The sequence below is a fragment of the Microbacterium sp. VKM Ac-2923 genome (genome assembly GCF_022815605.1).
Taxonomy (GTDB): domain Bacteria; phylum Actinomycetota; class Actinomycetes; order Actinomycetales; family Microbacteriaceae; genus Microbacterium.
Window position 1 is genome coordinate 101,223 of the sequence record NZ_JALGRP010000009.1, and the last position, 12,141, is coordinate 113,363.

At 69.5% G+C, this 12,141-nt stretch carries 13 protein-coding genes; 5 read left to right on the forward strand and 8 right to left on the reverse strand.

All coding sequences use genetic code 11. The features are described 5' to 3' along the window. The first annotated feature begins 192 nt into the window (after nt 1-192). The 4 genes from MT347_RS14390 to MT347_RS14405 all read left to right on the forward strand — a co-directional run bounded on the left by MT347_RS14390 (nt 193) and on the right by MT347_RS14405 (nt 2,520). A complete protein-coding gene (locus tag MT347_RS14390) occupies nt 193-522 on the forward strand; it encodes a PadR family transcriptional regulator (RefSeq protein ID WP_308194238.1) in 330 nt (109 codons plus the stop codon). A gap of 1 nt (nt 523) precedes the next feature. Next, nucleotides 524-883 carry a DUF1048 domain-containing protein gene (locus MT347_RS14395; protein ID WP_243501938.1) on the forward strand — a complete coding sequence of 120 codons (360 nt, stop codon included), beginning with the start codon at nt 524-526 and terminating at the stop codon, nt 881-883. Nucleotides 884-973: 90 nt separating this feature from the next. After that, nucleotides 974-1,762 carry an ABC transporter ATP-binding protein gene (locus tag MT347_RS14400; protein WP_243501939.1) on the forward strand — a complete coding sequence of 263 codons (789 nt, stop codon included), beginning with the start codon at nt 974-976 and terminating at the stop codon, nt 1,760-1,762. Beyond that, complete coding sequence (locus tag MT347_RS14405; protein WP_243501940.1) at nt 1,759-2,520, forward strand: ABC transporter permease; 762 nt, start codon at nt 1,759-1,761, stop codon at nt 2,518-2,520. Before MT347_RS14400 ends, MT347_RS14405 begins: the two co-directional genes overlap by 4 nt. Before the next feature lie 283 nt (nt 2,521-2,803). Here MT347_RS14405 and MT347_RS14410 read toward each other — a convergent pair whose 3' ends face one another. From MT347_RS14410 to MT347_RS14425, 4 genes are all read right to left on the reverse strand, one after another. Continuing rightward, nucleotides 2,804-4,897 carry an APC family permease gene (locus MT347_RS14410; protein WP_243501941.1) on the reverse strand — a complete coding sequence of 698 codons (2,094 nt, stop codon included), beginning with the start codon at nt 4,895-4,897 and terminating at the stop codon, nt 2,804-2,806. Nucleotides 4,898-5,067: 170 nt separating this feature from the next. Continuing rightward, complete coding sequence (locus tag MT347_RS14415) at nt 5,068-5,928, reverse strand: serine hydrolase (protein WP_243501942.1); 861 nt, start codon at nt 5,926-5,928, stop codon at nt 5,068-5,070. Between the two features lie 127 nt (nt 5,929-6,055). Continuing rightward, complete coding sequence (locus tag MT347_RS14420) at nt 6,056-6,763, reverse strand: SDR family oxidoreductase (RefSeq protein ID WP_243501943.1); 708 nt, start codon at nt 6,761-6,763, stop codon at nt 6,056-6,058. 25 nt (nt 6,764-6,788) lie between these two features. Next, entirely contained in the window at nt 6,789-7,865 is a 1,077-nt protein-coding gene (locus MT347_RS14425; RefSeq protein ID WP_243501944.1) for an alkene reductase, read from the reverse strand. Between the two features lie 132 nt (nt 7,866-7,997). On the opposite strand from MT347_RS14425, the gene MT347_RS14430 reads away from it, so the two are divergent. After that, a complete protein-coding gene (locus MT347_RS14430; protein WP_243501945.1) occupies nt 7,998-8,648 on the forward strand; it encodes a TetR/AcrR family transcriptional regulator in 651 nt (216 codons plus the stop codon). A gap of 10 nt (nt 8,649-8,658) precedes the next feature. On the opposite strand, the gene MT347_RS14435 is transcribed toward MT347_RS14430, so the two are convergent. The 4 genes from MT347_RS14435 to MT347_RS14450 form a co-directional block, all read right to left on the reverse strand. Beyond that, nucleotides 8,659-9,372 (reverse strand): SDR family oxidoreductase, encoded by a 714-nt coding sequence (locus MT347_RS14435; RefSeq protein ID WP_243501946.1) that lies wholly within the window; start codon nt 9,370-9,372, stop codon nt 8,659-8,661. A gap of 5 nt (nt 9,373-9,377) precedes the next feature. Then, nucleotides 9,378-10,166, reverse strand: a complete 789-nt coding sequence (locus MT347_RS14440; RefSeq protein WP_243501947.1) for a strictosidine synthase — start codon at nt 10,164-10,166, stop codon at nt 9,378-9,380. A 24-nt stretch (nt 10,167-10,190) separates the two neighbouring features. After that, complete coding sequence (locus MT347_RS14445) at nt 10,191-11,051, reverse strand: alpha/beta fold hydrolase (protein WP_243501948.1); 861 nt, start codon at nt 11,049-11,051, stop codon at nt 10,191-10,193. Nucleotides 11,052-11,112: 61 nt separating this feature from the next. After that, nucleotides 11,113-12,108, reverse strand: a complete 996-nt coding sequence (locus MT347_RS14450) for an NADP-dependent oxidoreductase (protein ID WP_243501949.1) — start codon at nt 12,106-12,108, stop codon at nt 11,113-11,115. Nucleotides 12,109-12,141: the final 33 nt, after the last annotated feature.

Here is a 12,141-nt window from a genome sequence, read left to right on the forward strand (position 1 = left end):
CGCCCGGATGGCGTCACCGCCCGGCCTCACCGAACTTGCGCCGAGTGTCCACGACACCCGGACGGCTTTCGAAAGCGTCCGGGTGTTTTGGACACTCGGCGGCCCGTCCTCCCCGACTACCGGTACTCACTCTTGTGGAGTACCGGTACTCAGTGTTACATTATAGTGATAGTCAGCGAGAAGGAGTAGCGCGTGGGCAAGCAAGACAGCGAGATGCTGAAGGGCGTCCTCGAGGGCGTCGTGCTCGCCGTTCTGGCGGGGCGACCCGCGTACGGGTACGAGATCACCGCCGACCTGCGCGAGCGTGGCTTCGCCGATCTCGCCGAGGGGACGATCTACGCGATCCTCGTGCGCATCGAGCAGCGCGGACTCGTCGACGTCGAGAAGGTGGCATCCGAGAAGGGGCCGCCCCGCAAGGTCTTCACGCTCAACGACGACGGGCGGGCGCAGCTCGCCGAATTCTGGACGACCTGGGGCACGCTCGCCGATCGGCTCGACGCGCTCCGCGAGAAGGGGAAGTGACATGGCCTGGTACGAGAAGATCATCGGCGACCTGAGCGCCAAGAAGCAGTGGCGCGAGTATCGTCAGCGCGTCCACGCGCTGCCCGAGCCCTACCGGCAGACGGCCGCGGCCCTCGAGCGCTATCTGCTCAATCTCGGGCCCACCGAGAACACCGACGGCCTCATCCGCATGGTGAGCGATCTCGCCGACCTCTTCGAGCAGGCCGCCGCCGCACAGACGCCCGTGCGCGACCTCGTCGGGGAGGACCCCGTCGCCTTCGCCGAGGAGTTCATGGCCAACTACGGCGACGGAAGCTGGATCGGCCGCGAACGTGCGCGCCTCACACGCGCCATCGACGAGGCGGCCCGCCGGCAGGGCTGAGGCGCCTCGCCCGCACGTCCTCCGACACCCGGTCGGCCGGAGGCGATGGTCTCGTGCGCCCTCCGACCGGTCGAAACGGAAGGAACATCCATGCCTGTCATCCAGACGGCTCCCGCCATCCGCGTGCGGGGGCTCGCCAAATCGTACGGGGACGTGCGCGTCCTGAAGGGCGTCGATCTCGACGTCGCCCGCGGCACGATCGTCGCCCTGCTCGGCTCCAACGGCGCCGGCAAGACCACCGCCGTGCGCATCCTGTCGACCCTCCTCGCCGCCGACGGCGGCACGGCCCAGGTCGACGGCTTCGACGTCGCGACCGAGGGGGCGCGGGTACGTTCCGCGATCAGCCTGACGGGGCAGTTCGCCGCCGTCGACGACGTGCTCACCGGGCGCGAGAACCTCGTGCTCATCGCCCGCCTCCGCCACGTCGCCGACCCGCGCGGCGTCGCCGACGAGCTCCTCGAGCGGTTCTCGTTGGCGGATGCCGGTGGCCGTGCGGCATCCACGTACTCCGGGGGCATGCGGCGGCGACTCGACATCGCCATGAGCCTCGTCGGAGACCCGTCGATCGTCTTCCTCGACGAGCCGACCACCGGACTCGACCCGCAGGCGCGCATCGAGGTGTGGGATGCCGTGCGCGCACTCGCCGCGGCGGGCACCACCGTGCTGCTGACCACGCAGTACCTCGACGAGGCCGAGCATCTCGCCGACCGCATCGCGATCCTCCACGAGGGCCGCATCATCGCCGAGGGGACGCTCGCCGACCTGCGCGCGCTGTTCCCCGCCACGACGCGCGAGTACGTCGAGAAGCAACCGAGCCTCGAGGAGATCTTCCTCGCCATCGTCGGCCCGGCCGGCGCCACCGACGCGGAGGAATCATGACCACCCGCGCCTTCTCCGACACCGCGGTGCTCACCGGCCGATCGCTGCGGCACATCCTGCGCAGCCCCGACACCATCGTGACCACGGCGATCATGCCGATCGCCATGATGCTGTTGTTCGTCTTCGTGTTCGGCGGCGCGATCGACACCGGGGGTACGGCGTACGTCGACTATCTGCTGCCCGGCATCCTGCTGATCACCGTGGCATCCGGGATCGCGTACACGGCCTACCGACTGTTCCTCGACATGAAGGGCGGCATCGTCGATCGGTTCCGGTCGATGCCGATCGCGGCCACGAGCGTGCTGTGGGGCCATGTGCTCACTTCACTCGTCGCCAACGCGGTCTCGCTCGCCCTCGTCGTCGGGGTCGCGCTGCTTCTCGGGTTCCGCTCGGGGGCGTCGATCGCCGACTGGCTGGGCGTGGCCGGCATCCTGATGCTCTTCACGCTCGCCCTCACCTGGATCGCGGTCATCGCGGGGCTCGCGGCGAAGACGATCGACGGCGCGAGCGCCTTCAGCTACCCGCTGATCCTGCTGCCGTTCGTCAGCTCGGCATTCGTACCGACCGGCACGATGCCCGGGCCCGTGCGGTGGTTCGCCGAGAACCAGCCGGTCACCTCGATCGTCGACACCATTCGCGCGCTATTCGCGCAGCACCCCGTGGGCGGGCAGATCTGGATCGCTCTGGCGTGGTGCATCGGCATCCTCGCCGTGGCCGCCTCGATCGCCGTCGCCCTGTTCCGCCGCACGGCGCGTTGAGCCGGGCGGCCGCTCGGCCTCCACGCCGTGCTGCGTGTCCAGAACACCCGGACGTTTTCGAGAGGCGTCCGGGCGTCCTGGACACTCGGCGGCGAGAGCGGCCGCCGCCCTTTCGCGAGCGGGCCGACCTGCGGAGTCCCCGTCCGCTCCAGAGGCTCTGAGGGCGAGCGGCGTGCGCGCGTCCGGCGTGGCGCCGGCAGCCGCCCGAACGCCGACGCCACTCGAACGCCGAACGCCCCCACCACGAGGGCGGGGGCGTCGGAGGCGACTCAGGATGCCGGACTCAGGATGCCGAGCCGGGCGGCGTCTTCTTCGGGCGCGGGGCCGGGGCGTTCGCCACGGGCTGTCCACCGCGCTGCTGGCCCGGAAGAGGGCGTGAGCGGCGGCCGTAGATGAGCTCCGACGAGTCGAGCAGCCACGGCACCAGGTTGATCGAGACGCCGCGCACGAGCATGAGCTGGTGCGCGAGGCGGCGCGAGCGGCGGTTGTGCAGGATCGACTCCCACCAGTGACCGACGATGTACTGCGGCAGGTAGACCGTGACGATCGCCGAGCCGTTCTTCTCGCGGTACTTCTTGATGAACGCCGACACGGGTGAGGTGTAGGTGCGGTAGGGCGAGTCGATGATCACGAGGGGGATGGGTACCTCGTGCTCGGCCCAGTCCCTCTGCAACCGCGCCGACTCCTCCTCGGTGATCGCGACGTGCACGGCGAGGGTCTTGTCGTGATTGGCGGCCAGGGCGTAGTCGATGGCCTTCGACGTGGGCTTCTGCAGCCGGTTGACGAGCACGATCGCCACGTCGCCCGACGAGCCGAAGTGCACGGTGTCGTCCATCTGGATCTCGTGCTCGACGTCGCGGTAGTACCGGTTCACGCCGACCATGAGCACCGCGAGGATCGGGATCGCGATGAACACCAGCCACGCGCCGTGCGTGAACTTCGTGACCGTGACGATGAGCAGCACCAGCACCGTCATCGCGGCGCCGACCGAGTTGATCCACAGGCCCGAGATGGCCGAGCGGCGTTCGATCGCGGCGGATTGCTGCTTCGCGGCTTCGGGCGTCAGCTCGCGCAGCCCGCGGAGCGCGCGCCGCCAGTGCCGCACCATGCCGATCTGGCCCAGCGAGAACGACACGAACACCCCGATGATGTAGAGCTGGATCAGCGTCGTGAGGTTGGCCTGATACACGATCAGCACGCCCATCGCCACGATGCCGAGGATGATCATGCCGTTCGAGTACACGAGCCGGTCACCGCGCGTGTTGAGCGCCTTGGGCGCGTAGCCGTCGCGGGCCAGCACCGCCCCGAGCAGCGGGAAGCCGTTGAACGCGGTGTTGGCCGCGAGCAGCAGCACGCAGGCGGTCGCCGCTTGGATGATGAAGAACGGGATGCTGCCCGCACCGAAGGTGGCTGCGGCGACCTGCGCCATGAGGCTCGGCTGCGGGTTGTTGGCGCAGTCGAAGCCGATGAGGTGGCAGGGGTTCTCGGCGTAGTGCACGCCCGAGATCAGCGCGAGCGCAGTGAGACCGGCGAAGAGCACGATGGCGATGCCGCCCATGAGGCTCAGCGTGGTCTGGGCGTTGCGGATCTTGGGCTTGCGGAATGCGGGGACGCCGTTGGACACGGCCTCCACGCCGGTCAGCGCCGAGCAGCCGCTCGAGAAGGCGCGCAGCACGAGAAGGATCAGCGCCGCCTGGGTCAGCGACTCGGCCTGCACGGCGTAGTCCGCGCTCGAGGCGTGGGGTGCGTCGCCGGCCAGCGTCCGCACGAGGCCGACGACGATCATCACGCCGACCGAGCCGATGAAGAGATACGTCGGGATCGCGAACACGCTCGATGCCTCGCGAACACCGCGGAGGTTGACGATCACGATGAGGATCACGAACCCGACCGCGATCTCCACCCGGAACGGGTTGAGTTCGGGCAGCGCCGAGATGATGTTGTCGACCCCGGATGCCACCGACACGGCCACCGTGAGCACGTAGTCGACGAGGAGGGCCGCGGCGACGATGACGCCGGGCACCTCGCCCAGGTTCTTGCTCGCGACCTCATAGTCTCCACCGCCGGAGGGGTAGGCCTTGATGAGTTGGCGGTAGCTCAGCACCACCACGATCAGCAGCACGATGACCGCCACCGCGACCCAGGGACTGAGGGTCAGTAGTGCCGTGCCGCCGATGAGCAGGATCATCAGCAGTTCCTGTGGCGCGTAGGCCACGGACGACAGCGCGTCGGAGGCGAAGATCGGCAGGGCCATCTTCTTGGGGAGGAGCTGTTCGTCGAGTTTCTCCGACGTCAGGGGCTCGCCGATCAGGATGCGTTTCGCGATCGGAGTCTCTTCGACGTCCCCGCGACTTTCGTCAGTCACGGCGCGCGACATTACGCCCCCCGGAGGCCGTGCGCAATGCGACGCGCGAGCCGTTCATTTCCTCGTCGCTCGGCGGCGGTGATCTCGACCCGCGTGGTCACCGTCGCGGACGGCGGCGCGAGGTCCCTGAGCTCGTCGGAGGGACCGGGGCCCTGCGCTCGATGGGGGGTGCTTCGACGGGCTCAGCTACGGGCGCCCGCGCCCGCGTGGACGGCGATGAAGGCGGTCATCGCGTCGGCACCGCCGTGGTCGTCCGCCGAGATCGTGACGACCGCGTCGCCGGCGAACACGATCAGTTGACCGTGCGCCCCATGCAGGCGCCAGGCGCTGCCGGGGCCGTCCCACCCCGCGAGGGCGTAGCGGCGGTACCCGTCGGCGGTGCCGCCCGTGTCGACCCACCCCGTGTGCAGGGCATCCACGACTCCGGCCGAGACCAGGCGCCGCCCGTCGAACACGCCGCGGTCGCGGATGAGGAGCCCGAGGCGCGCCATCTCCTCGGTGCGGAGGGCGAGGCCCTCACCGCCGAGCACGCGACCGTTCGGGCAACGACGCCAGGCGACGTCGGCGAAGCCGAGGGGGGCGAACAGACGCGGGCGCAGGTACTCCTCGACGTCGCCGACACGCTGCGACAGGGCGTGCAGGGCCGTGTAGGTACTGGCGTTGGAGTACTGGAAGACACGCCCGCGCGAGGGGCGCGAGAGGAATTCGGCGGCCAGGTCGGGCCAGTCGCTCATCATCGTCTCGGAATACGGGAAGTCGATGCCACTCGACATCGACAGGAGGTGTCGCAGGGTCGCATCCGTGGCGGTGGGCAGCAGGTCGCCCACCGGGGCGTCGAGCGACACCCGTCCCTCGTCAGCCGCGATCCCCGCCGCCAGCACCGCCACGGCCTTGGCGACGGAGTGGATCTCCTCGGGCACGTCGGGCGTCCAGCGGTGGGTCGCGACCTCCTCGCCGACCCGCACGTGCAGGCCATGGGCGATGAAGCCGACATCGGCGATGCGGTGCACGAGGACGTCGCGGAGGTGGTCGGCGCGGAGCATGTCCACAGGGTACGCGGGCGTCGTGGCATCCTCTCTGTGCTCGTCGAACGGGATGCATCTCCCCGCAGGAAGATGCGGAAAGCGGGGAGCATCGCGCGATGCTCCCCGCCCCCGGACGCCGGATCCCTTACTTCGCGAGCTGCGGGTACAGCGCCTCGAACGGCCCGGACAGCGCCGCCTTCAGCTGCACCGAGGTCTCATCGGCCAGCACCTCGTACTCTCCCGCCTCGGTGGCGTCGAGCACCTTCGCGACGAGCACGGCGGGATCGAGCTTCGGGTCGGTCGATCCCGCGGCCATGGCCGTGTCGACCCAGCCCACGTGGACGCCCACGACCTGCACACCGGAGGGGTGGAGCTCGAGGCGCATCGAGTTGGTCGCCGACCAGAGGGCGGCCTTGGTCGCCGAGTAGATGCCGCCGACGGCGTACCAGGCCATCGCGGAGTGGATGTCGATGATGGCGGTCTCGCGAGTCTGCGCCGACAACACCGGGGCGTAGGCGCGCGCCAGCATGAGCGGCCCGACGAAGTTCGTCTCGATGTTGTCGCGGATCTCCTCCTCGGTGTGATTCAGGATGCCGAAGCTCGAGGGCGACGCCCCCGCGTTGTTGACCAGGATCGTGACGTCGGGGGCTGCAGCGACGGCGGCCTCGATCGACGCGGCATCCGTCACGTCGAGCTGCAGGGGGACGATGCGCTCGTCGTCCCAGGTGCGGGGGGTGCGGGCGGTGGCGTAGACCTTCGCCGCGCCGCGGGCGAGCGCCTCGCGCACGAAGTGGGTGCCGATGCCCCCGTTCGCGCCGGTGACGAGGACGGTGGCTCCGTTGAGTGAGGTCATGGGTGCGTTCGCTTTCTGTTCCGGGTCAGACGCGGGAGAGGGTGGTGTAGTCGACGTACCCGCGGGCGCCGCCGGTGTAGAGGGTGCCGGGGTCGACCTCGGTGAGCGGGGCATCGGCCTTCAGGCGCTCCACGACATCGGGGTTCGCCAGCGCGAACCGTCCGAGCGGGGCGATGTCGGCCAGACCCGCCTCGATGTCGTCCGCGATCTGCTCGCGCGTGCGGCCGTAGCGCACGACCAGCACGGCCGTCGGCCAGGCTTCACGGAGCGCGGCGAGCAGCTCGTCGTCGCCCAGGTGGTGCACGTGCAGGTACGCGAGGTCCAGCGGCGCGAGGCGCGAGACGAGGTCGAGGTACTGGGCGTGGACGTCGTCGCGCGACCCCTCGTCGATGCCGCCGAGCGGGAAGGCGGGAGAGATGCGGATGCCGGTGCGATCGGCGCCGATCTCGTCGGCGATGGCCGCGGCGACCTCGACGACGAACCGCGACCGGTTCTCGACCGACCCGCCGTACTGGTCGGTGCGCTCGTTCGCGTTGGGGGAGAGGAACTGGTGCAGGAGGTAGCCGTTGGCGGCGTGGATCTCGACGCCGTCCGCTCCCGCGGCGATGGCGGATGCCGCCGCGTGACGGAACTCCGCGACGACGCCCGCGATCTCGTCGGTGGCCAGTGCGCGGGGCGCCGGGATGGGCTGCGGGCCGGCTGCCGTGAACATGTCCTGACCCGGTGCGATCGCCGACGGCGCCACGGCCTGCCGGTGGTGCGGGGTGTTGTCGGGGTGCGAGACGCGGCCCACGTGCATGAGCTGGATGAAGAGGTGACCGCCCCCGTCGTGCACGGTGTCGGCGACCTTCCGCCAGCCGGCGATGTGCGCGTCGGTGTGGATGCCGGGGGTGTTGATGTAGCCCTGGCCGTCTGCGGAGGGCTGAGTCCCCTCGGTGATGAGCAGTCCCAGCGAGGCGCGCTGACCGTAGTATTCGGCGACCAGATCGCCGGGGGTGCCGTCGGCATCCGCTCTGTTGCGTGTCATCGGCGCGAGCGCCAGGCGGTGGGGGAGTTCCAGCCGGCCGAGCGTGAAGGGCTGCCAGAGGGCGTCGAGAGTCATCGTGAGCATCGTTCCTTGTGTCGTCGAACAGGTCGTCACCGGTCGGAGGTGGGAGAATCTTCGTACGCCTCGAACAATAGTGACTACGCTCATAACTGGGGCTACTCATGATCTATTCCCGGAGGAGCGAAGATGTCTCTGACCTCACCGCCCGTGGGGCGTCGCGAGCGCAACAAGCAGGAGAAACTCGAGCGCATCATGGCTGCCGCGGGCGCGCTCTTCGCCGAGCGGGGTGTCGACGACGTCACGACGCAGGAGATCGCCGATGCCGCCGACATCGGCACCGGCACCCTGTTCCTCTACGCCAAGACCAAGGGGGAGTTGCTCCTCCTCGTGCAGAACGCCCATTACTCCCGCGCCCTCGAAGAAGGGCGGAGCGCCGCGGCTGCGGCATCCGGGGTCGTCGACGGTGTTCTCGCGCTGCTCGCACCGGTCGTCGCGTGCAACCGGACGCAGGTCGACAACGGCCGCACGTACCTGCGGGAGATGATCTTCGGCGATGCAGGAGAGCCGCACCATGCCGAGGCGCTGCGAGTGGTGGGCGAGACCGAGCAGACGCTCATCGACCTGATCGTCACGCGCGCCGGGCGCAGCGAGGCCGATGCGGGCGTGGTGGCGCGGGTGATCTCGTCCGGGCTCCTGGTCGCGATGGCCTCGGCGCCGACGGCGGACACGAGTGTCGACGACATCCTTGCAGTGGTCCGCGCGCAGGTCGAAACGATCCTGGCGGACGTCGGAGGCGAGGAGCGGGTGCCGACCGTGCATCCCGCACCCGCCCCGTGATCGTGGCGCGCTAGCTGCGTCCGCCCGACAGCTCCGGGTAGAGCTCTTCGACGGGGGCGGCCAGCCCGGCTCGCACCCGTCGGGTCGCTTCGTCGGCGAGCACCTCGAAACGGTCGGCCTCGAGCCCGTCGAGGACCTGCCCCACGAGGTCGGCGGGGGTGAGCTTGTCGCCGCCGGCGTGCGCGGCCATCGGCGTGTCGACGTAGCTCATGTGCACGCCCAGCACGTGCACGCCGCGGGGGGCGAGTTCGAGCCGCAGCGAGTTGGTCGCCGACCAGAGGGCCGCCTTCGCGGCCGAGTAGGCGCCTCCGTAGGCGTACCACGAGCCGATCGAGTGGATGTCGACGATCGCGGCGCCCGCGCGTCCGGTGAGAACCGGGGCGAAGGCGCGCGCGACGCGCACCGGGCCGAAGAAGTTGACGGCGAAGGTGGCGTCGAGGGCCGCGTCGTCGATGTCGATCAGGCTCGCCGTCGGTGGGTTGGCTCCCGCGTTGTTGATGAGCACGGTGGCATCGGATGCCGCATCCGCGGCCGCCGCCACCGACACCGGGTCGGTGACATCGAGCGCCAGGGGCACGATGCGGGCATCCGACCACGCCTGCGGCACCCGCGCGGTGGCGTAGACCTTTCGGGCACCGCGCTCGAGGGCCTGGGACACCAGCTCGCGGCCGATGCCCCCGTTCGCTCCGGTGATCACGACGGTCGCTCCGTCGAGGGTGGGCACGGCCGTCAGCTTTCCGGCTGCGCGAGGATGACGCCGCCCGAGACGTAGGTGAGCGTCTCGGTCACGTCGTACGCGTGGATCGCCGACACGTGCGGTGAGAGCAGCGCGGTGAGGGCGGGTGCCTGATCGGCGAAGAACGCATCGCGCGCCGCGTCGTCGGCGAAGCCCAGGATCACCGAGGCGTGCAGGCGCTGATCCTTCGGGTTGTCGTGGGCGACGTCCGGAGTGTCCCAGGTCTTCTCGTTCCACGGAAGGAACACCTGGGTCCGCAGCTCTTTCAGCACGCCCGTGGCGACCAGCGCCGGTGCCAGCTCCTTCTTGAGGAAGGAGTGGAAACCGATCGACCCTTCGTCGCCGCGGCGTCGCAGGTACAGCACCGCGCGCGAACCCGGCCGTTCGCCGGGGGCGACGTGGTACCAGCGCGAGCTGCCGGGAGGGCCCGCGTGCAGCAGCGTTCGCCGGAAGATGTTCACCTCGTCCTCGAACGCCAGGGCCGTCTGCGCGCGGCCCGCGAGCGGCGCCAACGCGTTCTCGAAGGTCACCTCGGCGATGCCGTCGATCCGACGGTCTTCGGGGATCTCGGTTTCGATGCCGTCGCCGGCGGGCCACCGGCCCGCGGGGCGCTCAGCCAGGTGCACCTGGCGGTACTCCTCGAGCCCCGGCGTCGCCGCGATGATCTGCGAGTGCGGGCCTTTCCAGCGATCCATGCCCGCCTGCCGGGGGAGGTCGGAGCGCATCCACAACAGGATCGACGAGGTGAAGTGCTTCTCGGGCTTGGGGGTGCCGCTGCTCATGGTCAAACCTTTCGTGGGTGGGGGTCAGGCACGAACGTCGTTGAGGAAGGCCGCGGCGACCGGCGCGAACTTCTCCCCGTACTGGAAGATGCCACCGTGCCCGGAGTTCGGGTAGATGATCAGCTCGGAACCGGCGATACGGCGGTGCAGGTCCTCGGACAGGATGCTGGGGACCATGCGGTCGTTGTCGCCGTTGGCGATGAGCGTGGGCGACGTGATGACCGAGAGGTCGGACGGTGCGGAGCGGCCGAACTTCACGATGGCTTTCAGCTGCGTGCTGAACGCCTTGGTGGAGATCGCCTTGTCGCGGTCGACGGTGCGCTCCTTGAGCCGCTCGACGAACGCCTTTCCGGCCCGCTTGCCCTCGGCGTCGCGGTTGAAGAAGAGGAACTCCTTCGGGTCCGAGCGCGTGATGACCGACCGGAAGATGTCCCAGTAGGTCGTGCGGACGACCTTGTCCATGTCCTTACCGCCGCGGGGGCCCGTGCCGGTGAGGACGAGGCCGCGAACGAGGCCGGGGTGTTTCACCACGAGGTCCTGAGCGATCATCCCGCCCATGGAGAACGAGAAGAGGTCGATCTTCGCGAGCCCCAGACCCTTGGTGATGAATCGGTAGGCGTCGTCGGCGGCTTCGTCGAGCGTGTCCGGGACGCGACCGCTGGACGCGCCGACGCCGAGCTGGTCGAACGTGATGACGTGGCGGGTCTTCGCGATCGCGTCGACGATGCGGGGGTCCCAGTTGTCGAGGGTTGCAGCGAGGTGCACGAAGAAGACGACGGGGATCTCCTCCTTCGGCCCGAGCTCGCGGTAGGCGAAAGTGTCGGGGCCGACCGTGACCGTCTTCGCGGGAGCCTGCGCGTACGAAGTGATGACTTTGTCGTTCATGGGAGAGGTCCTTGCGTTCAGTGATGAGTGTGAGGGAAGTCGAAGGGCGGTGGGGAGGGGATCACGCGCCGAGAAGCACGGACTTTCCGCGGGTGCCGCCGCGGTGGAGCGACTCGAGAGCGGTCGGCGCCTCGTCGAAGGGGAAGGTGGCGCCGACCGTCGGGCGGATCGCACCGGCGTCCACCAGCTCCGCGATCTGCCGCAGCTGCTCGCCGTCGGCGCGCATGAAGAGGAACTCGTAGGTGACGCCGAGTTTCTTCGCCTGCCCGCGGACCTTGCGGCTCAGCGCGCCGATCGCGAAGCGCAGGACCGGGTTCAGGCCGATCTGCTGGGCGAATGCGGGCGTCGGCGGGCCGGCGATGCCGACGGCCATGCCCCCGGGGCGCAGAACGCGCAGCGACTTCGTCAGGTTCTCGCCTCCGAGACTGTCGAGCACGAAGTCGTACCCCGACAGTTCCGTCGAGAAGTCCTGGCCGGCGTAGTCGATCACGACGTCGGCGCCGAGGGAGCGCACGAACTCCGCGTTCTTCGCCGAGGCTGTCGTCGCCACCCGTGCGCCGAGGTGCTTCGCCAGCTGGATGGCGATCGTTCCGACACCCCCGGCCCCACCGTGGATGAGGACCTTCTGACCGGCCTTCACCCCGCCCTTTTCGACGAGGGCCTGCCAGGCGGTCAGGGCGACGAGGGGAAGGGATGCCGCCTCGACGAGATCGATTGACGAGGGGACGCGGGCGACATCCGCCTGGTCGACCGCGATGCGCTCGGCGAAGGTGCCGATCCGATGATCGCGCGGCCGGGAGAACACCTCGTCGCCGGGGGAGAAGGAGCGCACCTGCGCACCCACCCGGATCACCGTCCCGGCCACGTCGTGGCCGAGCGTGAACGGCGGTCGGTAGGGGAGGAATGCCTTGAAGTCTCCGACGCGGATCCGTTCGTCCAGGCCGTTGAGCCCGGCCGCGGCCACCGCGATGAGGACGTCGTTCGGACCGACGGTGGGCTCGGGGACGTCTGCTTCGTGGAGGGGCTTCTTGTAGCCGTCGATGACGAATGCACGCATGTCGAGGATTCCTGTTCTGGGAGAGGGGTTCGG

Bases quoted from the DNA above. Each gene is read 5' to 3' on its own strand.
- MT347_RS14395 (WP_243501938.1), top strand. From the start codon at position 524: ATGGCCTGGTACGAGAAGATCATCGGCGACCTGAGCGCCAAGAAGCAG.
- MT347_RS14400 (WP_243501939.1), top strand. From the start codon at position 974: ATGCCTGTCATCCAGACGGCTCCCGCCATCCGCGTGCGGGGGCTCGCC.
- MT347_RS14405 (WP_243501940.1), top strand. From the start codon at position 1,759: ATGACCACCCGCGCCTTCTCCGACACCGCGGTGCTCACCGGCCGATCG.
- MT347_RS14410 (WP_243501941.1), bottom strand. From the start codon at position 4,897: ATGTCGCGCGCCGTGACTGACGAAAGTCGCGGGGACGTCGAAGAGACT.
- MT347_RS14415 (WP_243501942.1), bottom strand. From the start codon at position 5,928: ATGCTCCGCGCCGACCACCTCCGCGACGTCCTCGTGCACCGCATCGCC.
- MT347_RS14420 (WP_243501943.1), bottom strand. From the start codon at position 6,763: ATGACCTCACTCAACGGAGCCACCGTCCTCGTCACCGGCGCGAACGGG.
- MT347_RS14425 (WP_243501944.1), bottom strand. From the start codon at position 7,865: ATGACTCTCGACGCCCTCTGGCAGCCCTTCACGCTCGGCCGGCTGGAA.
- MT347_RS14430 (WP_243501945.1), top strand. From the start codon at position 7,998: ATGTCTCTGACCTCACCGCCCGTGGGGCGTCGCGAGCGCAACAAGCAG.
- MT347_RS14440 (WP_243501947.1), bottom strand. From the start codon at position 10,166: ATGAGCAGCGGCACCCCCAAGCCCGAGAAGCACTTCACCTCGTCGATC.
- MT347_RS14445 (WP_243501948.1), bottom strand. From the start codon at position 11,051: ATGAACGACAAAGTCATCACTTCGTACGCGCAGGCTCCCGCGAAGACG.
- MT347_RS14450 (WP_243501949.1), bottom strand. From the start codon at position 12,108: ATGCGTGCATTCGTCATCGACGGCTACAAGAAGCCCCTCCACGAAGCA.